Here is a 25,464-nt window from a genome sequence, read left to right as displayed (position 1 = left end):
AAAAGATTGCGGCGCTCTCTGGCGGAGAATAACATTCTCGCCATACGATAACTTCGATCTCGTCCGGTGTCGCGACACCCGGCCGGGTGACGGCGGCCGACAAGGAGAGCGGGACAGTGACTTCGCAACAGAATCCGTCGACCGAGCAGTGGGACACGGAGGTCGACGTCGTCGTCCTCGGCAGCGGCGCGGCCGGGCTCACCGCGGCACTGAGCGCCGCGACGGCCGGTGCGTCGGTCGCGGTATTCGAGAAGGCGTCGACCGTCGGTGGCACGAGCGCGGTCTCGGGCGGCATCGCCTGGATTCCCGCGCACGATCGGGTCCAGGGCGAACCGCTCACCGTCGCGGACGCGATGGCCTATCTGCGCGCGCAGTCCTTCGGCTCGATGGACGAGGATCTGGTGCGGACCTTCGTCGAAACCGGGGCCGCCACCATCGCTTTCGTCGAAGCGCACAGCCGTGTGCGCTTCGAGATCGCCGACGGATTCCCCGACTACAAGCCCGAACTGCCCGGCGGCAAGCCGGGCGGCGGTCGCTCGCTGAGCCCGGTGGCCTTCGATCTGGCCGAGCTCGGATCCTGGCGCGACCGCATCACCAGCTTCCCGGCCGACTGGAGCAATGTCGGTTTCGACGCCGAGACCAGGGCCCGGCTGCACGCCTCGGTGGGTGAGGACAGCACTGCCGACCTGTGCGTGGCGGGCACCGCGCTGGTGGCGGGGCTGCTGGCGGGTGTCCTCGCCGCCGGCGTGGTACCGAGTACCGGTACCCGTGCGGTCGAGCTGATCGCCGGCGACGGCGCGATCACCGGAGTAGGGATCGCCACGGCGGCAGGCGATCGCACGGTGCGCGCCCGCCACGGCGTGATCGTGGCGACCGGCGGTTTCGAGTGGGACCCACAGCTCACCCAGGCCTACCTGCGCGGACCTATGCGCGGCCCGGTCTCACCGCCCGGCAACACCGGCGACGGCCTGCGGATGGCGATGGCGCACGGCGCCGATCTGGGCACCATGAGCGAGGCCTGGTGGGTGCCGGTGGTGCAGATCCCCGGCGACACCATCGACGGGCATCCGCGCAGCCGCAGCGTCCGGCTCGAACGCACCAGGCCGCGCAGCATCATGGTCAACCGGGCCGGTCGGCGCTTCGTCAACGAGGCCTCGGAGTACAACTCGATGGCCGGTGCCTTCCACTACCTGGACCCACGCGGCGGCTACGTCAACGATCCCGGCTGGATCGTCTTCGACGCCGAGCACCTGCGCCGCTACGGCTTCCTCGGTGTCGCACCGGATGATCCGGTCCCCGCCTGGTTCAACGAATCCGCGGACCTGCCGAGCCTGGCCGGGCGCATCGGGATCGACGCCGCCGGGCTGGCCGACACCGTACTGGGCTGGAACCGCGACGTCGCGGCCGGGCACGATCCGGCGTTCGGCCGCGGGTCGAGCGCCTACGACGGCTGGTGGGGCGACCAGGATGCCACGACTCCGGTGGGCCGGACCCTCGGCCCGATCGATACCGGGCCCTACTACGCGGTCCCGGTGACAGTCGGCGCGATGGGTACCAAGGGCGGTCCGCGCACCGACCGCGACGGCCGGGTGCTGCACGTCGACGGCTCGGTCATCCCCGGGCTGTTCGCCGCGGGCAATGCCATGGCCGGGGTCACCGGCCGGGCCTACGGCGGCGCGGGCGGCACCATCGGCCCCGCCATGGTGTGGGGTCACCGGGCCGGGCACACCGCGGCCACCGGCAAGCCGGTCGAGGCCTGACCACAGTGAACAACCAACGGGCAGAGGGAGTGACGGAGTTGTCCGAGCACGAGAGCGTATGGAGCGACCTGCAGGGCGTGCCGTTCACCCAGGGGTACCTCGATGTCGGTGGGGTGCGCACCCGCTACCTGCACGCGGGCGCCGACGACCTGCCCACCCTGGTGCTACTGCACGGGTCCGGCGGACACGCGGAAGCCTATGTCCGCAACCTGGCCGCCCACGCCGACCACTTCTCCACCTGGTCGATCGACATGCTCGGCCACGGTTACACCGACAAGCCGGGCCACGCTCTTGAGATCCCGCACTACGTCGACCATCTCATGACCTTCCTCGACACCATCGGGGTGCGACAGGCGTCGCTGAGTGGTGAGTCGCTGGGCGGCTGGGTCGCCGCCCGCGCGGCCATCGATCACCCCGACCGGGTCGACCGTCTGGTGCTCAACACCGCGGGCGGCTCCCAGGCCGACCCCGAGGTGATGCGGCGCATCGTCACCCTATCGATGGCCGCGGCCGCTGACCCCACCTGGGCGACCGTGCAGGCGCGGATCACCTGGCTGATGGCGGACAAGTCCAAGGACTACGCCGATCTCGTCGCCAGCAGGCAGCGCATCTACCGGCAGCCGGGGTTCACCGCCGCGATGCACGACATCATGGCGTTGCAGGATCCGGTGATCCGGGAGCGGAATCTGCTGGGGGAGAAGGAGTACGGGCAGATCACCGCACCCACCCTGGTGGTGTGGACCAGCCACGACCCGACCGCCGATGTGGCCGAGGGGCGGCGGATGGCCTCGATGATCCCCGGTGCCCGGTTCGAGGTGATGCAGAACTGCGGGCACTGGCCGCAGTACGAGGACGCCGCGACCTTCGATGCCCTGCACCTCGGCTTCCTGCTCGGGGCCTGAGATGGCCGACATCGACGTCCTCATCGTCGGCGCGGGCCCGGTCGGCCTGACGCTGGCCAATATCCTGGGCGCCGCGGGTGTGCGCACGCTGGTGGTCGAGGAGCGCGCCACCCTGATCGACTACCCGCGCGGTGTCGGTCTCGACGACGAATCGCTGCGCACCTTCCAGTCGATCGGGCTGATCGAGCAGATCCTGCCGCATACCACCCCGAACCAGATCATGCGCTTCGTCGATGCCCGGCGCCGACTGCTCGCCGAGATCGCGCCGACCGACACCTCGTTCGGCTGGCCCAAGCGCAACGGCTTCGTCCAGCCGCTCGTCGACGCGGAGTTGCTGGCCGGGCTCGACCGGTTCCCGTGCGTCGAGGTGCGGTGGTCGGCGGCCGTGGGGTCCTGTGCCGACCAGGGCACGCACGTCGAGGTCGGGATCACCACGGCGACCGGGCCCGCCCTGGTCCGGGCCCGATACGTGGTCGGGTGCGACGGTGGTCGCAGCGTCACCCGCAAGGCGATGGGCGTGAGCTTCGACGGCACCACCTCACCGACCCGGTGGCTGGTGGTCGACATCGCCGCCGACCCGCTCGGCCACCCCAATATCGAGGTCGCAGCCGACCCGGCGCGCCCGAACGTGTCGGTGTCCATCGCGCACGGAATCCGCCGCTTCGAGTTCATGATCCACGACGACGAACCCGACGAACTGGCCGAGGATCCGGCGTTCGTGGCCCGGATGACCGCGCCGCTGGTGCCCTACCCCGAGCGCCTCGACATCATCCGCCGGCGCGTCTACACCCATCACTCGCGCATCGCGGGCGCCTTCCGAGCCGGGCGGATGCTGCTCGCCGGAGACGCCGCGCATCTGATGCCGGTCTGGCAGGGACAGGGCTACAACAGCGGTATCCGCGACGCGGCGAACCTGGGCTGGAAGCTGGCGGCCGTGGTGACCGGCCGGGCCGATGCCACCCTGCTCGACTCCTACGACATCGAGCGCCGCACCCACGCCCGCGCGATGATCGACCTGTCCACGCTGGTGGGGCGGGTCATCTCGCCGACCGACCGCCGGGTCGCCGCGGTCCGGGACGCGCTGGTGCGGGCCGCTGCGGCGATCCCGCCGGTGCGCAGCTATGTGCTGGGCATGAAGTTCAAGCCGATGCCACGCTACGACCGGGGTGCGGTGGTGCACCGCTGGTCGCGATCGGAGCCGTCGCCGGTCGGGACGTTGTTCGTGCAGCCGGTGGTGCGCACCCGGACGCGGCCGGAGGTGCTGCTCGACGACGTGCTGGGTCCGTGGTTCGCGGTGCTGTGCTGGAACAACGACCCGCGCGCGGTGCTCGGCGACGAAGTGTTCGCCCGCTGGAAGAGCTTCGGCGCCCGATTCGTCGCGGCCCGGCCCGTCGCGCAATTGCCGTGGGCCGAACAGGATCACGACGATGTCACCCTCGTCGGCGACCGGACCGGCGCGCTCAAGCGCTGGTTCGACGGCCAGGCCGACTCGGTGCTTTTCCTGCGCCCGGACCGGGTCGTCGCCGGGTCGTCCATCGCGCAGTTCGCGCCGGAACTCGGCGCCGAGCTCCTCGACACGTTCGCCCCGACTCCAGGAGGTCCTGATGCCGCTGGCCGTGTGCTGCGTCTCGCACAGCCCTCTGCTTGAGCTGCCCGGGCCGGAGCCGGAACTGCGCACCGAGATCGGGGCGGCGCTCGACGTCGCCGCCGGATTCGTCCGCGACCTCGATCCCGAGCTGGTGGTGACCTTCTCACCCGACCACTACAACGGCTTCTTCTACCGGACGATGCCCCAGTTCTGTGTCGGCACGGCCGCTTCCGGCGTCGGTGACTACGGCACCCACGCCGGGCCGCTCGACGTGCCTGCCACGTTGGCGACCGAGCTCGCCGAGTCGGTCCTGGCCGCGGGCGTGGACGTCGCGGTGTCGACGGCGATGGAAGTCGACCACGGCACCGTGCAGCCCCTGGCACGGTTGCTGGGCGCGGCTACCGCCCGGCCGGTGATCCCGATCTTCGTCAACGCGGTCGCCGTTCCGCTCGGACCGGTGGACCGCGCGAGGGCGCTCGGTGCGGCGGTGGGCGCTTTCCTGTCCACGCTCGACGCACGGGTCCTGGTGCTCGGATCCGGTGGCCTGTCCCATGATCCGCCGGTGCCGCGCCTGGCGACGGCGACCGGCGCGATCCGCGACCGGATCGTGCACGGCGGGCCGATGTCGGCCGGGCAGCGCGCCGCCCGCAGCGCCGCGGTGGTCGAGGCCGCCCGCGAGTTCGCCGCGGGCGAGGGCACCCTGCAACCGCTGAACCCGCAGTGGGACACCGAATTCCTGACCCTGCTCGACGAAGGCAGGCTCACCGAGTTCGCGCGCTGGGACAACGCGGCCATCACCGCCGCCGCGGGCCATTCCGCCCACGAGATCCGCACCTGGGTCGCGGCGTTCGCGGCGCTGGCCCAGCAGGGCCCGTACCGGACCCCGGTGCGCTACTACCGGGCCGCCCCCGCGCTCATCACCGGCTTCGCGGTGCGCACCGCCGTGCCCGCGGATCCGGATCCGACGACGAGGGAGGGTCGATCGTGACCGCCGACTCCGCACCGGACCCACAGTCCGGCACCACATTCGACGAGGACGTCGACGTCCTGATCGCCGGCTCCGGCGGCGGCGGGCTCACCGCCGCGCTCAAGGCCGAGGCCGAGGGGCTGTCGGTGCTGATCGTCGAGAAGGGCCCCAGTTACGGCGGCTCGACCGCACTGTCCGGCGGCGGCATCTGGGTGCCCAACGCTCCTGCTCAGCGGCGCGCCGGATTCGCCCTCGACCCCGACGATGTCGTCGCCTACCTGGAGACCATCACCGAAGGCCTGGTCGACACCGCACGCCTGCGCGGCTACGTGACCAAGGCGCCGGAGATGATGGAGTTCCTCGAGAACCGCAGCCGCTGGCTGGAATTCGTCTGGAAGCCCGGCTACGCCGACTACTACCCGGAACTGCCCGGCGGCTCCGCCCAGGGCAGCACCATCAATGTTCCGCCCATCGACCTGCGCGAACTCGGCGAGGACGAGAGCACCTTGCTCGCACCACTCGCGCTGGCGCCCAAGGGCATCTGGCTGGGGCCCAAGGATCTGCGGCTGTTCTATCAGGTCCGGCAGAACTGGCGCGGCAAAGCGATACTGCTGAAGCTGATCTGGCGGATGGTGCGCGCGCACGTGTTCGGCGACCGGATCGTCACCATCGGCCAGTCCCTGGTGGCGCGGCTGCGCCTGGCGCTGCGGGAACACGGTGTCCCACTGTGGCTGAACGCCCCGATCACCGCCCTGCACACCGAGGACGGCCGGGTCGTCGGCGCGACCGTCGACCGCGACGGCACCCCGGTGCGGGTGCGCGCCCGGCGCGGGGTGATCCTGGCGACCGGCGGCTTCGACCACGACCTGGCCTGGCGCACCGCCGAACAGCCTGTCGTGGACCAGGACTGGAGTTTCGGCAACCAGCTCTCCCTCGGTGACGGCATCCGCCTCGGCCGCGAGGCCGGTGGCGACACCGAGCTGATGGACGAGGCCTGGTGGTTCCCGGCAATCCAGTGGCCCGGCGGCCGGCTGCAGTTCCTGCTCAACGAGCGGATGATGCCCGCCCAGTTCATGGTCAACGGTGCCGGCGAACGCTTCATCAACGAGGCTGCGCCCTATATGGACTTCGGCCACGCCATGATCGACGGCCAGAAATCCGGCGTCACCCACATCCCGTGCTGGCTGATCACCGACCACCGCTCCTGGAAGCGCTACGTCATCGGCGGCCACCTGCCGATCCCGAAGATCCCCCTCGCGCCGGTACCCACCGGTTTCACGATTCCCGCCGCCTGGCTGGAATCGGGCGTGGTCAAAGCCGCCGACAGCTGGGCCGACCTCGCCGCGCAGCTCGACGTCCCGGCAGAAGCGTTGCAGTACACGGCGACTCGCTTCAACACGCTGGCCCACGCGGGCCACGACGACGACTTCGGGCGTGGCGACAGCGTCTACGACAACTACTACGGCGACCCCACCCTGCCGAACCCGAACCTGCACCCGATCGGCACACCGCCCTACTACGCCTTCCGCGTCATCCTCGGCGACCTGGGCACCTCGGGCGGGCTGCGCACCGACGAGCACGCCCGGGTGCTGCGCGCCGACGGCACCGCGATCGCAGGCCTGTACGCGGTCGGCAACACCTCGGCCGCGGTCATGGGCCGTAGCTACGCGGGCGCAGGCGCGACCATCGGCCCGGCCATGACCTTCGGTTACATCGCCGCCGAGCACCTGACGCAGCACCCGGCACCCGCCGACACCACTGGAGGTACCCGATGAAAATTTCCCTCTTCTACGAATTCGCGCTGCCGCGGCCATGGACCGACGACGACGAATACCAGATGTTCCAGGACGGTTTGGACGAGGTCGAACTCGCCGATCAGGCGGGCTTCTCGACGGTCTGGCTCACCGAGCACCACTTCCTCGAGGAGTACTGTCACTCGACCGCACCGGAGATGTTCCTGGCCGCGGCCAGCCAGCGCACCGAGAACATCCGCCTCGGCTTCGGCATCATGCACCTGCCGCCGGCGATCAACCATCCCGCCCGCGCCGCCGAACGGGTCGCCACCCTCGACCACCTGTCCAACGGGCGCGTCGAATTCGGCACCGGCGAATCGTCCTCGGTCGGTGAGCTCGGCGGGTTCGCCATCGACCCGGCCGACAAGCGCGCCCAGTGGGAAGAGGCGCTGCAGGTCACCGTGCGCTGCATGACCGAGGCGCCGTTCACCGGTTTCAAGGGCAACCACCTCGAGATGCCCGCCCGCAATGTCATTCCGAAGCCGCGCCAGACCCCGCATCCGCCGCTGTGGGTGGCCTGCACCCGGCCCTCGTCGGTGCAGATGGCGGCCCGGATGGGTATCGGCGCACTGAGTTTCGCCTACACCGGGCCCGAGGCGCTGGGCGACCGGGTGCGCGGCTACTACCGGGAGTTCGAGGACCACGCGGCGCCGATGGTGCCGCAGATGAACCCGAACATCCTCGCCATCGGCGGCGACCTGTCGATGATGGTCGCCCCCACCGACGAACAGGCCGTGCAGCGCCTCGGCGTCGGCGGCGGGTTCTTCTCCTACGGGATCATGCACTACTACATGACCGGCATGCACACCCCCGGCCGGACCCAGGTGTGGCAGTCCTACCTGGACGCGGTGCAGGACGACCCGACCGTCGCCTACGGGCCGGGCCGCGGCGCGATCGGTTCCCCCGACACCGTGCGCGAATTCCTGCGCGGCTACGAGGCCAGCGGCGTCGACGAGATCATCCTGCTGCTCAACCCGCGCAGCCACGAGGCCACCATGGAATCCCTCGAGATCATGGGCAAGCAGGTCCTGCCCGAATTCATCGAACGCGACGCGCAGGCCGTCGCCGAGAAGGCGAAGCGGATGGCGCCGATCCTGGAGAAGGCCGAGGCACGCCGTGTGCCGATGCCGTCGCCTGCCTTCGACGAGGACTACTCCTTCGGCGGTCTGCCCACCGGTCGCGGCGGGACGTTCACCGCGGGCGAGATTCCCGAGGCCATGGCCGAGATCGAAGAGGGCCAGAAGCAGGCCGCGGCCCGGCTGGCAGAGCAGCAGCGGCTGCTGGAAGAACGCGGCCGGGCCTGAGGCGATGGACACCTTCGAACAGCGGTGCCGATTCGACGGGCAGCGGGTGGTGGTCACCGGCTGCGCGTCGGGGATCGGCGCGTGTGTCGCGGCCGAGGTGTCGCGGCTGGGCGCGCGCGTCGTCGGTGTCGACCTGCGCGGCCCCGGCCGCGACGAGGTGCTCGACGAGTTCGTTGCGATGGACCAGGGTGATCCCGCCTCGGTCGACGCCGCGCTGACGCGGATCGGGGGACCGGTCGACGCGCTGTTCAATGTCGCGGGGGTGTCCTCCGGCATCGGCGACCCGCGCAAGGTCGTCGCGGTGAACTTCCTTGGCCTGCGCCAGTTCACCGAGGCGATCGTGGCGGGTATGACGCCCGGTTCGGCGGTCGTCTCGGTGTCCTCGCTCGCGGCCTCCGGGTACCACGAGAACCGCTGGGACACCGCAGGACTGCTCGACACCACCTCCTTCGCCGACGGTCTGGCGTGGTGTGCGGAGCATCCGGAGATCGTCGCCGACGGCGGCGGCTACCGCTTGGCGAAAGAGGCACTGATCCTCTACACGATGCGGCGCTCGGTGGCGCTGGCCGCCGCGGGTATCCGGATCAACTGCACCGGGCCCGGCGTCACCGACACCCCCATCCTGGATCAGCTGCGCACCGCCTACGGCCCGCAGTACCTCGACGGCATCCCCCAGCCGCTCGGCCGCTCCGCGGATCCGATCGAGCAGGCCACGGCGCTGCTGTTCCTCAACAGCCGGGCGGCCGCCTACATCACCGGCCAGGTGCTGTGGGTCGACGGCGGCACGCTCGCCGCGCGACTGGCGGACGAACTGGCCGGCCCCGCCCCGGTCACCCGGCAATAACTGGAAGGAATCCACCGCCGTGGCAACTCTCACCGATTTCCACTCCCTCGCCGAGCGGGTCCGCAACTGGGGCCGCTGGGGCGCCGACGACGAGCTGGGCACCCTGAACTTCATCACCCCGGCCAAGATCGCCGCCGCGGCCGGACTCGTGCGGCACGGCAAGGTCTTCCCGCTCGGTATCGACTTCGGTTCCAGCGGCCCGCAGGGCGCCTTCCAGTTCCGGCAGAACCCCACCCACGTGATGACCGTCGACGGCGGCGACGCCAGGACCCTGGCCGAATACGGCCCGAAGTGGTTGCGCAACAGCGTCGCAGGCGAACTGAGCAGCTTCTTCGCCGACAACCCGTTCCGCTTCAACGACGACCTGATCATCATGCCGCTGCAGGCCGCCACCCAGTGGGACGCGCTGTCGCACGTCTACTACGCCGACCAGCTCTACAACGGTTTCCCCGCCGAGTCCGTCACCAGCCAGGGCGCGTTCCACTGCGGCATCGACAAGGTCGACGGCAAGGGCATCACCAGCCGTGGCGTGCTGCTGGATCTGGTGCGCTATCGCGGCGCGGACACCTATCTCGCGCCGGGCGCGCCGATCACCGCCGACGAACTCGACGAGTGCGCCGCCCGCCAAGGCGTCACGATCGAATCCGGTGACATCGTGCTGGTGCGCACCGGCTGGTGGGACCGCTACCTCGAGGCCCGCGACGGCGCCGAGCCGTACTCCGGCCTGGACTGGACCTGCGCGCTGTGGCTGCACGAACACGAGGTCGCCGCGGTCGCCGCCGACAACCTGATGGTCGAGGACCCGGCCTCCGGCGTCGACGGCACCTTCCTGCCGCTGCACATGCTGTGCCTGCGCGATATGGGCCTGATGCTCGGCGAGTACTGGGACTTCGCCGCGCTGGCCGCCGACTGCGCCGCCGACGGGGTCTACGAATTCCAGCTCGTCGCACCGCCGTTGCGCGTCGTCGGCGCGGTCGGGTCGCCCCTGAACCCCATCGCGATCAAGTAAGCGAGGTCGAAGACCATGACAGTCAGCACGACGAGCCAGACCACCGCCACGCCGGTCGACCACGGGCGCCCGTTCGTCGTCGGAATCGGCGGCACCCTGCGCGAGGACTCCTCGACCGAACGCGCGCTGCGGCACTGCCTGGCCGCGGTCGAGCGGCGCGGTGGGCGCACGGCCCTGTTCAGCGGCACCGACATCGATCTGCCGATGTACAGCCCGCACGACCAGGTCCGCACTCCCCGCGCCGCCGCCCTGGTCGAGGCCCTGCGGCAGGCCGACGCCGTGCTCGTCGGGTCACCCGGCTACCACGGCGGGGTGTCCGGCCTGGTGAAGAACGCCCTGGACTACATCGAGGACATGCGCGGCGACGCCACGGTGTACCTGGACAACAAGCCGTGGGGCTGCATCACCTGCGCCTACGGCTGGCAGGCCGCGGTCGGCACGCTCGGCCAGCTGCGCGTCATCGGCCACGCCCTGCGCGCCTGGCCGACCCCCCTCGGTGTGGCGATCAACTCGGCCGAACCGATCTGGGACGCCGAGGGCGCGCTCACCGACACCGGCATCGAGGCGCAACTGGACATGCTCGCCGGGCAGCTGCTGTCCTTCGTCCCCGCGGGCGGCGGCCGATCATGAGCGAGAGCCGCACGGAGACCGGGCATCTGGCGGTGTCCAGCGCCCTGACCGCGCTGCGGGCGGGCCGCGTGATCATCGTCGCCGACCCGGCGGCCGAGGGGGCGCGCGGGCACCTGGTGCTGGCTGCCGAGCATGTCACCGCCGCGGCGATCACCGTGCTGAGCACGCTGGGCTGTGGGCTCGTACAGGTCGCCCTGCGCGCCGCGGTCCTCGACGACCTCGCCGTACCGCCCGCGGATCCGGCGGGCACCGGACCGGACCGATCCCGCTACCGGGTCTTGGTCGGCCTGGCCGGCGCGGCGGGAATCTGCGCGTCCCAGCGGGCCGCCACCGTGCGCGCCCTCGCCGCGGCCGACGCGCACGCGGCCGAATTCACCAGGCCGGGAAACATTTTCCCGCTCGGCACCGCCGCCGACGGGGTCCTGGAGGTACCCGAGATCCCGGAAGCCGCCGTCGATGTCACGGAACTGGCCGGGCTGCGGCCCGCCGGGGTGCTGTGCGAGATCACCGGCGCCGACGGGGAATGGCCCACCTGGACAGAACTGGCCGAACTCGGCCGCGCCCACGGGTTTCCGGTGGTCTCGGTCGCCGAACTGATCGCCTACCGGCGCCGCGAGCTGTGCCGGGTGACCCGGCACGGTGCCGCGCGTATCCCGGTGCCGCTCGGGGAATTCCGGGCCATCGGTTTCACCGACGGACTCGACCGCGAGCACGTCGCCTTCGTCCACGGCGATCCCGCCCGCGCGAGCGCGCCCCTGGTGCGCCTGCACTTCGAATGTCTCATCGGCGATGTGCTCGGTTCGCGGGCGTGTGGCTGCCGCGATGCGCTGCACGGCGCGGTCGAGCGGATCGTGCGCGCGGGCTGCGGTGCGCTGATCTACGTGCGGGCCGGGGCGACCGCGATCGGCGACACGCTCCGCGCCAGCGGGCACGGTGGCGAATCCGCGCTGCCCCGAGCACATCCCGTGGGCCACAGCGATCTGCAATCCGCCTTCGACATCCTCGACGACCTCGGCATCCGGGCGATCCGGCTGCTGACCGAACCCGGGGAGACCCACGCCGTGCCCGGCCATGTGCGCGTCGTGGAACGTATCGGCCTCTCGGCCGTCGAGCGGGTGGAGCGGGCCTCGTGATCGCGGACTATCGCCGTCTCGTCGTCGACGGGCACGACACGGCCTATCTCGACGCCGGTTCCGGCGAACCGGTCGTCCTGCTGCACGGCGGCGAATTCGGCGCCGACGCCGCCCTCGGCTGGGAACACACCGTCGACACCCTCGCCCGCCACCACCGGGTGATCGCACCGGACATGCTCGGCTTCGGCCGGTCGGCCAAGGTCGTCGACTTCACCGACGGGCGTGGACTGCGCATCCGCCACCTCGCCGCCCTGCTGGCCGTACTCGGCATCGACTCCGCGCATTTCGTCGGCAATTCGATGGGCGCGATCAACCTGCTGGTCGACCAGACCGCCGCGCGGCCCCGGCTGCGGGCGCGCAGCCTGGTCGCCCTCTGCGGCGGCGGCGACATCCTGCGCAACGAACACGTCGACGCGCTCTACGACTACGACGCGACCCCCGAGGGGATGCGCCACATCGTGGCGGCGCTGTTCCACTCGGGGGCCTATCCGGCCGACGCCGACTACGTCCGGCGCCGCTACGAGTCCAGTGTCGCGCCGGGCGCGTGGGAAGCCCTGGCCGCCGCCCGATTTCGCCGACCCGGCGCCGCGGCGCCCTCGACCCCGTCCAGCGACCGCGCCTACCACCGGATCACGGTGCCCACCCTGTTCGTCGAAGGCGCGGGCGACAAGCTGCTGCCCGCCGGCTGGGCGGAGGAGCTGGCGCGGCGGGTGCCACACGGCGTGCACGCGGTCGTGCCGGACGCGGGGCACTGCCCCCAGCTCGAGCAGCCTGCCATGGTCAACGAGCTACTGCTGGATTTTCTTGCCCGCCACGCCGATTCGGCGGAACTGCCCGCGGGCGCGCCGGTAGGGGCGCGATGACCACATCAGAGAAGGGAGAGCGGATGACCGACGAACTGGCAGGTCGAGTCGCCGTCGTGACGGGCGGCGCGTCCGGGATCGGTGGGGCGATCGTCGCGCGCTTCGTCGCCGCGGGCGCCCGGGTGGTCGTCGGCGACGTCGACGCCGAGCGGGGACGCGCCTCGATCGCGGGCTACGGCACCGCCGCGATCTTCGCGGAGACCGACGTCGCCGACCCCGTGCAGGTGCGTCGGCTAGTCGATCGCGGCGTCGAGGTCTTCGGACGACTCGACGTGATGTGCAACAACGCGGGCATTTCGGGGGTGATGCACAAGGACTTCCTGCACGACGACCTGCTCGACTTCCACCGGGTGCTCGGGGTGAACCTGCTCGGCGTGATGGCCGGAACCCGCTTCGCCGCCGCGCACATGGCCGCGGCCGAGGGCGGGTCGATCATCAATGTGTCCTCGATCGGCGGCATCCAGGCCGGCGGTGGCGTCCAGAGCTACCGCGCCTCCAAGGCCGCCGTCATCCACTTCACCAAATCCGCCGCGATCGAGCTGGCGCAGTACGGAATCCGGGTCAACTGCATCGCCCCTGGCAGCATCCCGACACCGCTGCTGGCCTCCTCGGCCGACCGGATGCCGAGTGGCGTGAGCGAGAAGTTCACCCGCATGGTCCGCGAGTCCATGAGGGACGACCGTCCACTGCAGCGTGACGGCGAGCCCGAGGACGTGGCCGAAGCGGCGGTCTATTTCGGCAGCGATCTGTCGCGCTACGTCACCGGGACCGTCCTGCCGGTCGACGGCGGCACCGTCGCGGGTAAACCGTTGCGGCGCCGTCCGAAACCCGCCGAGCAGGGGAGTGCGCGATGAAGCGCGGCACCGGTGTGCTGGTGGTCGGGGCATCGGCCGCCGGCTTGGCTACCGCGGAAGCCCTTCGGCGCGAAGGATATCGGGGCCGGATCACCGTTCTCGGTGCCGAGCCGCACCTGCCCTATGACCGGCCGCCGCTGTCGAAACAGATCCTGTCGGGGCAGTGGCGCGCCGAACGCACCCTGCTGCGCCCGCCACGGCTGCTGGCCGGACTCGACCTCGAGCTGATCCTGGATACACCCGCACTGGCATTGGACGCCGCGACCCGGACCGTGCAGGTCCGCGGCGGGTCGATCACCGCCGACCACGTGGTGATCGCCACCGGCGCCGCGCCACGCACCCTGCCCACCCCGCCCGCCCTGCGCGGCGTCCACGTTCTGCGCACTCTCGACGACGCCCTTGCCTTGCGGGCCGGGTTGGGCGACGCGCAGCGGGTGGTCGTCGTGGGCGAGGGCGTCCTCGGCAGTGAGATCGCCGCCACCGCACGCGAACTCGGCCGCGACGTCACCCTGTGCGGTCCGCTGTCGGCGCCGATGGCCGGTCAGCTCGGTGACCTGGTGAGTGCCCGGCTCGGCGCGCTGCACCGGGGCAACGGTGTGCGCCTCGAGCTCGGTGCCCCGGTCGACGGGCTGACCGACCGCAACGGGGAGGTCACCGGGGTGGCCCTCGTGGGCGGCGTCGTGCTGCCCGCCGATCTGGTCGTCGTGGCGATCGGCGCGGCGCCGGTCACCGGCTGGCTCGACGGCAGCGGCCTGTCGTTGCGTGACGGGGTCGTCTGCGACGCGTATTGCCGTGCCGCCGAAGGGATCTACGCGGCAGGCGATGTCGCCCGCTGGCGTCACCAGGGGCTCGGTGCCGAGGTCCGGTGGGAGAACCGCACCAACGCCACCGAGCAGGCCGCGGTCGTCGCCGCCGCCATCGCGGGCACCCCGCGCCCACACGAGCCGATCTCGTACTTCTGGACCGACCAGTTCGGCACGAAGATCCAGGTTCACGGCACGGTCACCCGCGACGCCACCGCCCAGGTCGTGGACGGCGATCCGGACGACGGGCGCTTCGTCGTCCGATACGAGCGCGACGGCGCCGTGACGGCGGTCCTCGGCTGGAACATGGCGAAACAGGCCAGGATTCGCCGCCAGGAATTGATCGACGGGCGGGCTGATCCCGTCCCCCAGGAGAGCAGGTCCCGATGAAGGTGACAGTCGACCAGGTCAAGTGCGTGGCCGCGGGCCACTGCGTGATGCACGCCGACGAGGTGTTCGACCAGCGCGACGAGGACGGCATCGTCGTGCTGCTCGACGCCGAGCCACCGGCCGAACTCGCCGGCGACGTCCGCACCGCCGCCGCCGTGTGCCCCGCCATGGCCATCCACATCGAGGAATGACCCGCGCGCCCGCGGCCCCGCCGCGGCGCCCACCGAAGGAGTGAACCGTGTCCGACACACCGGCCGAGACCACCGCCACCGCGGCAGCGCCCGAGTACCCGATGCTGCGCGCGCCGGGCTGCCCGTTCGCGCCGCCCGCCGAGACCTTGCGGCTCGGCCGCGCCGACCCGCTGCACCGGGTCCGGATCTGGGACGGCAGCACTCCCTGGCTGGTCACCGGGTACGCGGAGTACAAGCAACTCATGTCGGATCCGCGGGTCAGCGTCGACGACCACCGTCCCGGTTTCCCGCACTGGAACGAGGGCATGCTGGCCATCGTCGGGAGCAGGCCGAAATCGGTGTTCACCACCGACGGCGCCGAGCACCAGCGCTACCGGCGCATGCTCACCAAACCGTTCACCTACAAGCGAGTCGAAGGGCTGCGCCCGGCGATTCAGCAGATCACCGACGAGCACCTCGACCGGCTGCTGGCCGGGCCGAAACCGGCGGACCTGGTCGAGGCGCTCGCGCTGCCGGTGCCGACCTTGATGATCAGTGAGATGCTCGGCGTGCCCTACGACGATCACGAGTTCTTCCAGAAGCACGCCAGTGTCAATGTCGACCGGTTCGCCACCAAGGAACAGGCCGCCGCGGGCCGGGCCGGCTTGGCGCGCTACCTGGTCGACCTGATCAAGCAGAAGCTGGACGACCCGGCCGAGGACGTGGTCTCCGATATCGCCGAGCGGGTGCGCTCGGGTGAGATCGATATGCGCGAAGCCGCCCAGCTGGGCACCGGGCTGCTGATCGCCGGCCACGAGACCAGCGCCAACATGATCTCCCTCGGCGCGCTCGCGCTGCTGGAGAACCCGGCACAGTTCGCGCTGCTGCGCGACACCGAGGACCCGGCGATCGTCGTCAACGCGGTCGAGGAGCTGCTGCGCTACCTGAGCATCATCCAGAACGGGCAGCGCCGCATCGCCACCGCCGACATCGAGATCGCCGGGCAGACGATCCACGCCGCGGACGGGCTGATCTTCGATCTGGCACCGGCGAATTGGGACGAGCGGGAATGGGAGTCGCCGGACCGGCTGGATCTGGCCCGCCCCGCGGCACACCACCTCGGCTTCGGATTCGGCCCGCACCAGTGCGTCGGCCAGCAGCTCGCGCGTGCCGAACTGCAGATCGTCTTCCGGACGCTGGTGCGCCGGATCCCGACACTGCGCCTGGCGATCCCGATCGACGAGGTCGAGTTCAAGCACGACCGCCTGGCCTACGGCCTGTACTCGCTACCCGTCACCTGGTGACCGGTATCCATTCCTAGTTGCCGTGAGGGGCGATCCGATGACGACCAGCACCACCGACGAGGTGTTCTACGACCCGTACGACGTCGAGCTCAATGCCGACCCGTTCCCGATGTTCCGGCGGCTGCGCGACGAACTTCCCCTGTACTACAACGAGACCCACGACTTCTACGCGGTCTCCCGATTCTCCGACGTCAACGCGGCGCTGCTCGACAAGGACACCTTCAGCTCGGCCCGCGGCGCCATCCTGGAGCTGATCAAGGCGAACATCCCGATCCCGCCCGGTGTCCTGATCTTCGAGGACCCGCCGATCCACGACATCCACCGCCGACTGCTGTCGCGCATGTTCACGCCCCGCAAGATCCAGGCGCTCGAAGGACAGATCCGCCAATTCTGTGCCGACAGCCTCGATCCGCTGATCGGCACCGGCCGGATCGATTTCGTCGCCGATATCGGCGCGCAGATGCCGATGCGCACGATCGGCCTGCTGCTCGGCATCCCGGAGCAGGACCAGGAAGCCATTCGCGACTTCGCCAACGACCAGATGCGCACCGAGGAGGGGCAGCCGATGAAGGCGGCCTCGGCGGGCATGGCCGGGGGCGAACTGTTCGCCGCCTACATCGACTGGCGGGCCGAACACCCGTCCGACGACATCATGACCGAACTGCTCACCGTCGAATTCGAGGACGAGACGGGGGTCGAGCGGCGTCTGAGCCGCGAGGAACTGCTGACCTACGTCAATGTCGTCTCCGGCGCGGGCAACGAGACCACCACCCGCCTGATCGGCTGGGCGGGCAAGGTCCTGGCCGAACATCCCGATCAGCGCAAGCAACTGGTCGACGATCCGGGCCTGATCCCCAAGGCGGTCGAGGAACTGCTGCGGTTCCAGCCGCCGGCCCCGCACGTGGCGCGCTACGTGACCCGCGACATCGAACTCCACGACCGGACGGTCCCGGAAGGCAGCGTGATGATGATGCTGATCGGCGCGGCCAACCGCGACGAGCGGCACTTCGCTCCCGACGGCGATGTCTTCGACATCCACCGGATCTCCCGCCCCCACCTGTCGTTCAGCGCGGGCACCCACTACTGCCTGGGTTCGGCCCTGGCCCGCCTCGAGGGCCGGATCGCGCTCGAGGAGATCCTGCGCCGCTTCCCCGAATGGGAGGTCGACCTGTCCGCCGCACGGCTCTCGCCGACCTCGACCGTGCGCGGCTGGGAGACCCTGCCCGCCACCACATGCTGACCGACGCCCACCGTGCGGGCGTGGGTGCTGTCCGGGCCGTTGTCGACCAGTTCGGGAAGAAGGTTGTGTCATGGTGGCGAAGACATCGGTAGCCATCGTCGGGTCCGGAAACATCGGCACCGACCTGCTGTACAAACTCCTGCGGTCGGAGTGGCTGGAACCGCGCTGGATGGTCGGCATCGATCCCGCCAGCGACGGCTTGGCCCGGGCCGCTGAACTCGGTCTGGAGACCTCCGCGGCGGGCGTGGACTGGCTGCTGAGCCGGTCCGAGACACCGGATCTGGTCTTCGAGGCCACCTCGGCCGCCGTCCATCGCGCGGCGGCCCCGCGCTACGCCGAGGCCGGGATCCGCGTCGTCGACCTCACGCCGGCGGCGATCGGTCCGGCGGTCGTGCCGCCGGCGAATCTGCGCGAACATCTGGACGCGCCGAATGTCAACATGATCACCTGCGGCGGGCAGGCGACGATCCCGATCGTCCACGCCGTCTCCCGGGTGGTCGAGGTGGCCATGGCGGAGATCGTCGCCTCGGTGTCGTCGGCCTCGGCAGGCCCGGGAACCAGGGCGAACATCGACGAGTTCACCAAGACGACCAGCCGGGGCGTCGAGACGATCGGCGGCGCCGCCCGGGGCAAGGCGATCATCATCCTGAACCCGGCGGATCCACCGATGATCATGCGCGACACCGTCTTCTGCGCCATTCCCGAGGACGCCGACCGGGAGGCGATCACCGCGTCCATTCGCGAGGTGGTCGCGCAGGTGCAGACCTATGTGCCGGGCTACCGGTTGCTCAACGAACCCCAGTTCGACGATCCGTCGGTGAACTCGGGTGGCCGGGCGGTGGTCACCACGTTCGTCGAGGTGCAAGGCGCGGGCGACTACCTGCCGCCCTATGCCGGAAACCTCGACATCATGACCGCCGCGGCCACCGCCGTCGGTGAGCAGATCGCCCGGCGGGCAACGGAACTCGCCGCGGGCGGCACGGCACCGGGAGCAGCGCGATGAGCGATATCTGGGATGTCCGGATCACCGACACCTCGCTGCGCGACGGGTCGCACCACAAACGCCATCAGTTCAGTGGCGACGAGGTCCGCGCGATCGTCACCGCGCTGGACGGAGCCGGGGTGCCCGTCATCGAGGTCACCCACGGTGACGGCCTCGGCGGATCCTCGTTCAACTACGGCTTCTCCGCGACACCCGATCAGGAACTCATCGCCATCGCGGCACAGTCGGTGACGAGCGCCCGGATCGCGTTCCTCATGCTGCCCGGGGTGGGCACGATCGACGACATCGCCCAGGCCCGGGACAACGGCGGCGCCATCTGCCGGATCGCCACCCACTGCACCGAGGCCGACGTGTCGGTCCAGCACTTCGGCGCGGCGCGGGGACTCGGCCTGGAAACGGTGGGTTTCCTGATGATGGCCCACACCGTCGGCCCGGAGCGCCTCGCCGCGCAGGCCAGGATCATGGCCGACGCCGGGTGCCAGTGCGTGTACGTGGTCGATTCCGCGGGGGCACTGGTGGGCGACGGGGTCGCCGACCGGGTGGCGGCGCTGGTGGCCGAGCTGGGCGCGGACGCCCAGGTCGGGTTCCACGGGCACGAGAACCTCGGGCTGGGCGTCGCGAACTCGGTGTCGGCCGTGCACGCCGGCGCGGTCCAGATCGACGGCAGTGTGCGCCGGTTCGGCGCGGGCGCGGGAAACGCGCCGGTGGAAGCGCTGATCGGGGTGTTCGACAAGATCGGCGTCAAAACCGGCATCGACTTCTTCGACATCGCCGACGCCGCCGAGGACGTCGTGCGGCCCGCGATGCCCGCCGAATGCGTCCTCGATCGCAACGCGCTGATCATGGGGTACTCCGGTGTCTACTCGAGTTTCCTGAAACACGCGGTGCGCCAGGCACAACGCTACGACGTCTCCGCGGCGCAGCTGCTGCACCGCGCGGGGCAGCGCAAGCTCATCGGCGGCCAGGAGGATCAGCTCATCGACATCGCTCTCGAACTGGTCCGGGAGCAGGCGACCGACGACGAACACCGCACACGGTGACCTCCCGCGAATACCGCCGGCCCGACCCGGGATCCGGGGCAGGCCGGCGGTTCGCCGGGATCACCGTGCCCAGGTGCGGGCCGGCACCACCGTCGGCTCTCCACCGACGACACCGGCGGCGATCAGCTCGCTGATCTGCGCGGCGTCCAGGCCGAGATCGGTGAGCACGGTGAGATTGTCCTGGCCGAGCAGCGGCGCGGGCGCACGGTGGAACCGGTACGGTCCCGCCGAGAACCGGGCGGGCACCGTACTGTGCCTGGCCGTTCCGGTGACCGGGTGCGTGACGTCCTCGAAGAAGCCGCGGAAGGCGAGCTGGGGCAGTGCGCTCTGGCGGTGCGGCTGCATCACCTCGGCGACGGGAACCCCCGCGTCCCACAGGATCTGCACGACTTCGTCGCCGTCGCGGTCCGCGCACCAGGCCGCGAGCCGCGCATCGATCTCGGTGTGCCGGGCGCGCCGGCCCGCCGCACTCGACAGCGCGGGGTCCAGCATCCAGAAGGGGGTACCGAGTGCTGCACGGAGCCTGCGCCACTGGCCGTCGGTGGCGACCGCGATCGCCACCCAGCAGTCACGGCCGCCGAACTCGTCGGTGCCCGCGACCCGGTACAGATTCTGCGGCGCCGCCGCCGGGCCCCGGTTGCCGTCGCGGTGCAGCAGAACGCCGTTCGCGGAGTACTCCACGACCTGTTCGGCGGCGACATTGAGCGCGGCCTCCACCATGGCCGCTTCGATCAGGGTTCCCTGGCCGGTGCGGCGGCGGTGGGTCAGCGCCAGCAGCAAGGCGTTGAGCGCGTGTACGCCCGCGTTCGGGTCGCCGATCGAATAGGGCTGCACCGGATTCTCGTCGGGGTGACCGGTGAGCCAGCTGATGCCCGAGGTGTCCTCGATGACATAGGCGAAGGCAGGGTTGTCGCGCCACGGCCCACTGGTGCCGAAACCGGGCATGCGCACCATGATTCCGTCGGGCCGCAGCGCCCGATAGACGGGATAGTCCAGCCCGATCCGCTCGAGCACGCGCGGGGTGTAGTTCTCGACGACGACGTCGCAGGTCGCGGAGAGCCGCGCCAGCAGCGCGCACCCGCGCTCGTCCGCCAGATCCACGGTGATGCTCTTCTTGCCGGTGTTGAGCCCGGAGAAGATCGGCGATTTCTCCCACCACCGGTCTTCGCCGGTGGGCACCCCCGCGATGAGACGGGTCCCGTCGAGCCGCGTGGGTGATTCGACGTGGATCACCTCGGCGCCGAGCATGGCCAGATAGTGGGTGCACGACGGACCCGCCCAGAAGGTGGTGAGATCGAGCACCCGCATCCCCCGGAACGGCAGCTGTTCCGTTGCACCGCTGCGGATTCGGGGGACACTGCCGACAGCCTGCACGCGGTAGTGCTCGGTGTGCTCGCCCAGCCGGGGCGCGGGCCCGGGTTCCGGCAGCAGCGGGGGATCGAAACGATACGGCGGACCAGGGCGCACGAATCCGTCACGGGGATCGGTCACGAACGACTCCCGCGCCAGATGTTGATCCATTGCCGGGGCATTCGCGCCGTCGGCGACCGGCCCGTTGGGAATCCGGAAGGCCGAGGCCAGATCCTGAACCACTTCGACCGGGTGGCCTGCCAGCCAGGCATAGATCTGCGGTGCCTTGGCGGCGGCGCGCTCGGTGATCGACGCGTCGGTGTCCTCGTCGATCCACTCGGGATGCCCGACCATCGCGCACAGGTCGAACCACTGCTGCACGGTGCCGCAGCCCACCGAGACCAGTCCGTCGGCGGCGGTCGCGATACCGGGAACGCTGCGCCGGCGCCGGGTGCGGAACGGCCGGCCGAGCGCATCGTGAAAGGTGACGGGAAAGTAGGTCAGCCCGAGGATCTGGGCTTCGAGGATCGAGAGGTCGATCAGTTCGCCCCCGCCGCCGCGCAGCCGTGAGGTCAGGGTGGCGACGGAAGCGTGCGCGCCGGCGAACCATTCGCCGATCCGCCCCCCGACGGCCACCGGCGCCCGCTCCGGCGCCCCGCGCCCGAGCCCGATGATGCCGCCCGACCAGGCCTGCAGTGTGAACTCGGTGGCCGCCCGCCCCGCCCACGGCCCGTCGAGCCCGAACGGCGTGATCGCGGTGACCACCAGGTGCCGATGCGCGCGTCGCAGCGCGGCGGGGGACCAGGCGGGATCGTCGGCGATCGGCGAACCGGGTTCCCACACCACGACATCGGCCACCGCGAGCACACCGTCGAGCATCGCGCGATCGGCCTGCGCCTGGACATCGACGACCACGCTGCGCTTGCCGCCGCTCAGAAAAGTGAACAGCGGTCCGTCGGCGCCGAGGGCGAGCGGGGTGCGCGAGGCCGACCAGCGCCGCAGTGCGGCACCCCGCGGCGGTTCGGCGACAACGACCTCGGCGCCGGCGTCGGCGAGCAACTTGGTGCAGTACGCGCCCGCGATTCCCGCGGACAGGTCGACGACCGTCCACCCGGACAGCGGCGCGGCCACGGTACTCACCGGTCTTCCTTGCGCGCGGATTTGCTCAGCCGGAACTCCGGCGGGAAGCGGGCGTCGTTGTCCTTCACCGCGGCGCTGAGCCCGCTGTCGTAGGCGTCACCGAGCATGAGTTCGTCGTCGGCGTGGACATGCCCGCCCATCGATTCGAAGAACCCGCTCAGCAGGCTGCCCATGTACTCACCCTGCTGCTGCTTCATGATCTCGAAGAACACCTTCTGCATGAAGATGGTGTCGGTAGGGCGATTCCGGGCGCAGGCCAGCGCGTACTTCGCGGTCTCGGACTCCAGCTCGTCGCGCGGCACCACCTTGTTGAGGAAGTTGCAGTCGGCCATCTCCTGCGCGGTGAACGCCCGGCCGGTGAACACCATCTCCTGGAACTTGCGCAGGCCCATGGTCTGCGCCCAGGTCCACATCCGCGGACCCCAGCCGTAGTAGCGGAACGACGGATGGCCGAAGAGCGCGTCGTCGCTGGAGATCACCAGGTCGGCGTCGGCGGCCTGATAGAAGTGCCAGCCGTAGCAGTAGCCCTTCACCTCGACGATGCTGATCTTCTTGAACTCCTGCAGGCTCCGGCAGCCCGCCTGCGCGTTGGCGTACCACTGGCTGACCGTCGCGCCGTGCCGGAACGACCCCTCCGGCGGGTGGCGCACCCCGTCCTCGGCGCCGATCCGGTACTCGGCCAGCCGTAGACCCGGATCCGGATCGCGCTGCACGGCAAGGAATTCCGGCAGATCGGCGCCGCTGCCCAGATCGTCGCCCGCGCCCCGGACGACGAGCACCTTGACCTCGTCGTCGACGCTCGCGCGATGGATCAGCTCGCCGTAGCGCAGCCGGGCCGCGATGGTCGGGGCGTTGAGATGGTCGGGTCGGTCGAAAGTGATGGTGGCGATACGGGTTTCGGGGTCCTTGTCGAAGCGGATGATCTCCTCCGCCGACGGCTGCTCCGGTCCGGGCACGATACGGCTCCTTTGCCTGGACGAGGCGGACCGCCCGCAGGCGGCCCGCCTCGAAGGATGTTGCGGGTCAGTGCGGCCAGTGCGGCGCGTCGGTCAGCACCTCGGCGCCGTCGGCGGTGACCAGCACCGCGTCGCGGCCGAAGACGGCGCCGACCCCGGGCTCCCAGACATAGCTGGTGACCGAGAGCACCATGCCGGGCTCCAGCCGTTCGGCCTCGGCGGTCCGGCGCAACAGCGGTGAGACGACCGGGGCGTCGAAGCCCATGCCCAGTCCACGGGCCACCGGCATCGGCGGCAGCGATTCACCGGCGAGGTCGTAGGCGGTGAGCAGATCGGCGGCCACCGCTCCCGGACGGCACGCCTCGACGAGCCTGTCCCACAGGACATCCCAGCGCCGATAGAGCGCCCGCACCCCGGTATCGCCCACGCCGCCGGCGGGCCAGGTCCGGCCCACCTCACCGATATAGCCCTCGCCGAGAATGCCGGCCGAGAACGCCACCAGATCGCCGGCCAGTGCGCGCCGTTGCGCACCAGCGCGCCGCCACGGATGTGCTCGCGAGGTCACCCACGCCGAGTCCTGTGAGGCGGGCGTGCTGATCCCACCTGCGGCCATGGCCTCCAGCAGGATGCCGATCAGCGACTGCTCGCTCACGCCCGGCGCGAGTGCGGCCACCGACGCCGCCAGCCCGCGCTGCGCCACGGCCAGGGCGCGGCGCAGCGCGAGGATCTCCTCCGGCGTCTTGATCCGTCGTGCCGCGCTCATCGCCGGTTCTCCGTCGACGAGTTCGGCCTGCGGGAACGCCTGCGGCAGCAGCTGGGCGAAGGTCGGGGACAGGGCATCGGTGCCGACGCGGCGGGCCGTGCTCGCGCCCTCGATGCGGCGCAACACCTCGATGGTGGTCAGCGGATTCCACGCCAGGCCGTAGAGATTGCCGTGCGGGATGTCCTCCGGAATGCCCTCGTCCCAGGTGCTGAGCAGATGCACCGCGCCGCTGTCGCGAACCAGGGTGGCGACGGGGCCGAACGGGCGGGTGCCCGCCACCCACAGTTGTGGGGCGCCCGCCACGTAGCGGGCATTGGCCTGTCTGCCCAGGACGAGGATGTCGAGATCGTCGGCATGCATCTGTGCCAGCGCGCGAGCGCGTCGCCCATGCCGCAGGGCGCGCTCGTCGGGCAGGATCTCAGTACCCATACGGGTCGTACGGGTAGTCGGTGAGGGCCGCGTAGCCCTGATCGGTGATCACAACGATCTCCTCGCTTCGGTATCCACCGGTGCCGTCCGCCCAGACGACCGGTTCAAGCACCAGCACCATCCCCGGCTCGAAGACGAAGTTCTCGTCGTACTCCGCGCCGAGATCGGTGCCGATCATCGGCATCTCGGCGGCGCTGACGCCGATGCCGTGACCCAGATAGAAATGCGGCAGCCAGGGTTTGACGCCGTCGTTGGCCGCGATCGCGGCCCGGGTGAGATCAGCGGCGGTGGCGCCGGCCCGGGTGACATCGAGCACCGCGGTCACGATCTCGCGCCAGCGTTCGAACTGCCGTTGCTGCCGCGCGTTCGGGGTATCGCCCACGATCCAGGTGCGGCCGAAATCCGAGCAGTAGCCGCCGTAGACGATGCTGACATCGGTCCACAGCACGTCGCCGGCCACCAGCGCCCGTTCGGTGGTGAGCAGTGGTAGCGCCAGGTCACCGTGGGTCGTCCACACGCCCTCGGCCTTGGACTGCGGCATCACCTGCCAGATGGCGTCGAGCATGTTCGCGGTGGCGCCGAGTTCGAAAGCGCGGCGGACGAATCCGGCCGACAGATCGATCTGGCGGCGGCCTGGTTCGAGGGCGGCCTGCACCTCGGCGATCGCCTGCTCGGTGATCCGGTTCGCGATCCGCAGGCAGGAGATCTCGTCCGGCGTCTTGATCAGTTTCGCCGCTCCGACGACCAGCGCGGCGTCGGACGGGGCGCCGCCGGGGAACAGCGCGGCCTGCGCCCGGCGCATCGCACCGGTGCACTCGTCGACCGCGACGGTGGACCCGGCCGGGACGAGCTCGGCCAGCGTGCGGGCGAAAGTGCCCACGCCCTCGTCGAATTCGAGGTAGACCGGTCCGTGCAGGTGATCGGCGGGCAGTTCGGCCTCGTCGGAGGTGCCTTCCCGGAACGGCAGGAACAGGTGCGGCCACGGATCACCGGCCACCACCACGGCCACCGGGCGCTCGACATGCGAGAGCCCGGCATCCCCGAGCGGCCAGTTCGCACCCGTGGCGTAGGCGACATTGGTGTTGTTGAGCAGGACCAGCGCGTCGACGCCGCGGGCGGCCATGGCCGCCCGCAGCCGGGCTCCGGTCTCGGTCCGCATCCGGGCCCGGTCGGGGACGTCGGGGATTTCGAAGGCCGCGGATCGCGCGGCCGTGCTGAACACCGTCATC

General features: G+C 70.6%; 22 protein-coding genes. 18 read left to right on the top strand and 4 right to left on the bottom strand.

The features are described from left to right. Window positions 1–116 precede the first annotated feature (116 nt). From ACFVAV_RS12605 to dmpG, 18 genes are all read left to right on the top strand, one after another. On the top strand, window positions 117–1,760 hold the full coding sequence (locus ACFVAV_RS12605; RefSeq protein ID WP_379034180.1) for an FAD-dependent oxidoreductase: 1,644 nt from the start codon (window positions 117–119) through the stop codon (window positions 1,758–1,760). A 38-nt stretch (window positions 1,761–1,798) separates the two neighbouring features. Then, window positions 1,799–2,662, top strand: coding sequence for an alpha/beta fold hydrolase (locus tag ACFVAV_RS12600; protein ID WP_379034561.1), 864 nt, complete (start codon window positions 1,799–1,801; stop codon window positions 2,660–2,662). Then, on the top strand, window positions 2,628–4,310 hold the full coding sequence (locus ACFVAV_RS12595) for a bifunctional 3-(3-hydroxy-phenyl)propionate/3-hydroxycinnamic acid hydroxylase (protein WP_379034178.1): 1,683 nt from the start codon (window positions 2,628–2,630) through the stop codon (window positions 4,308–4,310). Before ACFVAV_RS12600 ends, ACFVAV_RS12595 begins: the two co-directional genes overlap by 35 nt. Continuing rightward, on the top strand, window positions 4,267–5,238 hold the full coding sequence (locus tag ACFVAV_RS12590; protein WP_379034176.1) for a 3-carboxyethylcatechol 2,3-dioxygenase: 972 nt from the start codon (window positions 4,267–4,269) through the stop codon (window positions 5,236–5,238). The genes ACFVAV_RS12595 and ACFVAV_RS12590 overlap by 44 nt, the downstream gene beginning before the upstream one ends. Next, on the top strand, window positions 5,235–6,992 hold the full coding sequence (locus tag ACFVAV_RS12585; RefSeq protein WP_379034174.1) for an FAD-binding protein: 1,758 nt from the start codon (window positions 5,235–5,237) through the stop codon (window positions 6,990–6,992). The genes ACFVAV_RS12590 and ACFVAV_RS12585 overlap by 4 nt, the downstream gene beginning before the upstream one ends. Beyond that, window positions 6,989–8,314 carry an LLM class flavin-dependent oxidoreductase gene (locus tag ACFVAV_RS12580; protein ID WP_379034172.1) on the top strand — a complete coding sequence of 442 codons (1,326 nt, stop codon included), beginning with the start codon at window positions 6,989–6,991 and terminating at the stop codon, window positions 8,312–8,314. Before ACFVAV_RS12585 ends, ACFVAV_RS12580 begins: the two co-directional genes overlap by 4 nt. Window positions 8,315–8,318: 4 nt before the next feature. After that, the gene (locus ACFVAV_RS12575; RefSeq protein WP_379034170.1) at window positions 8,319–9,158 is read left to right on the top strand and encodes a coniferyl-alcohol dehydrogenase; all 840 of its coding nucleotides are present in this window, start codon (window positions 8,319–8,321) and stop codon (window positions 9,156–9,158) included. 19 nt (window positions 9,159–9,177) lie between these two features. Further along, a complete protein-coding gene (locus ACFVAV_RS12570; protein ID WP_379034168.1) occupies window positions 9,178–10,167 on the top strand; it encodes a cyclase family protein in 990 nt (329 codons plus the stop codon). Window positions 10,168–10,182: 15 nt separating this feature from the next. Next, window positions 10,183–10,797, top strand: coding sequence for an NADPH-dependent FMN reductase (locus ACFVAV_RS12565; RefSeq protein WP_379034166.1), 615 nt, complete (start codon window positions 10,183–10,185; stop codon window positions 10,795–10,797). Next, entirely contained in the window at window positions 10,794–11,930 is a 1,137-nt protein-coding gene (locus ACFVAV_RS12560) for a 3,4-dihydroxy-2-butanone-4-phosphate synthase (RefSeq protein ID WP_379034164.1), read from the top strand. The genes ACFVAV_RS12565 and ACFVAV_RS12560 overlap by 4 nt, the downstream gene beginning before the upstream one ends. Continuing rightward, the gene (locus ACFVAV_RS12555; protein ID WP_379034559.1) at window positions 11,930–12,793 is read left to right on the top strand and encodes an alpha/beta fold hydrolase; all 864 of its coding nucleotides are present in this window, start codon (window positions 11,930–11,932) and stop codon (window positions 12,791–12,793) included. Before ACFVAV_RS12560 ends, ACFVAV_RS12555 begins: the two co-directional genes overlap by 1 nt. A 23-nt stretch (window positions 12,794–12,816) precedes the next feature. Then, the gene (locus tag ACFVAV_RS12550; protein ID WP_379034162.1) at window positions 12,817–13,647 is read left to right on the top strand and encodes an SDR family NAD(P)-dependent oxidoreductase; all 831 of its coding nucleotides are present in this window, start codon (window positions 12,817–12,819) and stop codon (window positions 13,645–13,647) included. Beyond that, the gene (locus tag ACFVAV_RS12545) at window positions 13,644–14,840 is read left to right on the top strand and encodes an NAD(P)/FAD-dependent oxidoreductase (RefSeq protein WP_379034160.1); all 1,197 of its coding nucleotides are present in this window, start codon (window positions 13,644–13,646) and stop codon (window positions 14,838–14,840) included. Before ACFVAV_RS12550 ends, ACFVAV_RS12545 begins: the two co-directional genes overlap by 4 nt. Continuing rightward, complete coding sequence (locus tag ACFVAV_RS12540; protein WP_355277899.1) at window positions 14,837–15,031, top strand: ferredoxin; 195 nt, start codon at window positions 14,837–14,839, stop codon at window positions 15,029–15,031. The genes ACFVAV_RS12545 and ACFVAV_RS12540 overlap by 4 nt, the downstream gene beginning before the upstream one ends. Before the next feature lie 47 nt (window positions 15,032–15,078). After that, entirely contained in the window at window positions 15,079–16,314 is a 1,236-nt protein-coding gene (locus tag ACFVAV_RS12535; RefSeq protein ID WP_379034158.1) for a cytochrome P450, read from the top strand. A gap of 37 nt (window positions 16,315–16,351) precedes the next feature. Next, window positions 16,352–17,554, top strand: a complete 1,203-nt coding sequence (locus tag ACFVAV_RS12530) for a cytochrome P450 (protein ID WP_379034156.1) — start codon at window positions 16,352–16,354, stop codon at window positions 17,552–17,554. A 70-nt stretch (window positions 17,555–17,624) separates the two neighbouring features. Next, a complete protein-coding gene (locus ACFVAV_RS12525) occupies window positions 17,625–18,557 on the top strand; it encodes an acetaldehyde dehydrogenase (acetylating) (RefSeq protein WP_379034154.1) in 933 nt (310 codons plus the stop codon). Continuing rightward, on the top strand, window positions 18,554–19,597 hold the full coding sequence (gene dmpG, locus ACFVAV_RS12520; RefSeq protein WP_379034152.1) for a 4-hydroxy-2-oxovalerate aldolase: 1,044 nt from the start codon (window positions 18,554–18,556) through the stop codon (window positions 19,595–19,597). Before ACFVAV_RS12525 ends, dmpG begins: the two co-directional genes overlap by 4 nt. A gap of 60 nt (window positions 19,598–19,657) precedes the next feature. On the opposite strand, the gene ACFVAV_RS12515 is transcribed toward dmpG, so the two are convergent. From ACFVAV_RS12515 to ACFVAV_RS12500, 4 genes are all read right to left on the bottom strand, one after another. Then, complete coding sequence (locus ACFVAV_RS12515) at window positions 19,658–22,078, bottom strand: CoA transferase (protein WP_379034557.1); 2,421 nt, start codon at window positions 22,076–22,078, stop codon at window positions 19,658–19,660. A gap of 5 nt (window positions 22,079–22,083) precedes the next feature. After that, the gene (locus ACFVAV_RS12510) at window positions 22,084–23,043 is read right to left on the bottom strand and encodes an enoyl-CoA hydratase/isomerase family protein (protein WP_379034150.1); all 960 of its coding nucleotides are present in this window, start codon (window positions 23,041–23,043) and stop codon (window positions 22,084–22,086) included. 67 nt (window positions 23,044–23,110) lie between these two features. Continuing rightward, a complete protein-coding gene (locus ACFVAV_RS12505; protein ID WP_379034148.1) occupies window positions 23,111–24,235 on the bottom strand; it encodes a M24 family metallopeptidase in 1,125 nt (374 codons plus the stop codon). Next, window positions 24,225–25,463 (bottom strand): M24 family metallopeptidase, encoded by a 1,239-nt coding sequence (locus ACFVAV_RS12500; RefSeq protein ID WP_379034146.1) that lies wholly within the window; start codon window positions 25,461–25,463, stop codon window positions 24,225–24,227. Before ACFVAV_RS12500 ends, ACFVAV_RS12505 begins: the two co-directional genes overlap by 11 nt. Between the last annotated feature and the right edge of the window lies 1 nt (window position 25,464).

Origin of the sequence: Nocardia sp. NPDC057663, assembly GCF_042799895.1 — a bacterium.
In the GTDB taxonomy this organism is placed as follows: domain Bacteria; phylum Actinomycetota; class Actinomycetes; order Mycobacteriales; family Mycobacteriaceae; genus Nocardia.
This window is presented reverse-complemented; position numbering and strand designations above follow the sequence as displayed.